The following is a 520-nucleotide window of genomic DNA, read 5'->3' as shown; positions in this document are numbered from 1 at the left end:
ATCGAGTTGGTAAATCACTTGGTGCTGAGAATGTAACAGGTGGTGGTATCCTTCGTAGTGGCCTTGTAGCTGCTGGTATGGAGCCTGCTGTTCAACCTGCTAATCAGCAAGGACGTGTGATTACAGAGCCTCAGAGTAGCACAGGGAAGCTTGTAGAGACACTCACTCCTTATATTGAGGGTATGGCTATGGGTGCTCCTGAGACTGCTGGATGGAGAGCTGCTGCTATCGGAGCTGCTCCTTCTTGGTTGAGTGAAAACACTATTGGTCAATACTTGATTAAAGGTGGGGTTGGTGCTGGTAGATCTGTTGCTTCTCAGGCTGGTTCTAACGTTGCTGGTAACTTAGCTAATGCTGATTATGATGCTAATAAAGGATATATGGATTGGTTAGGTAATGTTACTGGTGGAACAGTTCTTGATACAGCATTAGGCTTAGGCTTAGATGTAGGTATTAAAGCTGCTGCTAACGTTCTCCCTATTGGTGATGTTAAACTGTCTAACCTGTCTCGTGATGCTCG

At 45.6% G+C, this 520-nt stretch carries 1 protein-coding gene; it reads left to right on the top strand.

Going from position 1 to position 520, the window contains the following annotated elements; genetic code table 11:
* Positions 1 to 520: hypothetical protein (locus R7226_RS31585; RefSeq protein WP_318601538.1), on the top strand; the 520-nt coding region annotated here is incomplete at both ends.

It is taken from the genome of Conexibacter stalactiti (assembly GCF_033542075.1).
Lineage (GTDB): Bacteria > Actinomycetota > Thermoleophilia > Solirubrobacterales > Solirubrobacteraceae > Conexibacter > Conexibacter stalactiti.
The sequence above is the reverse complement of the archived record's forward strand: the minus strand, read 5'-3'. Positions and strand labels throughout refer to the sequence as shown.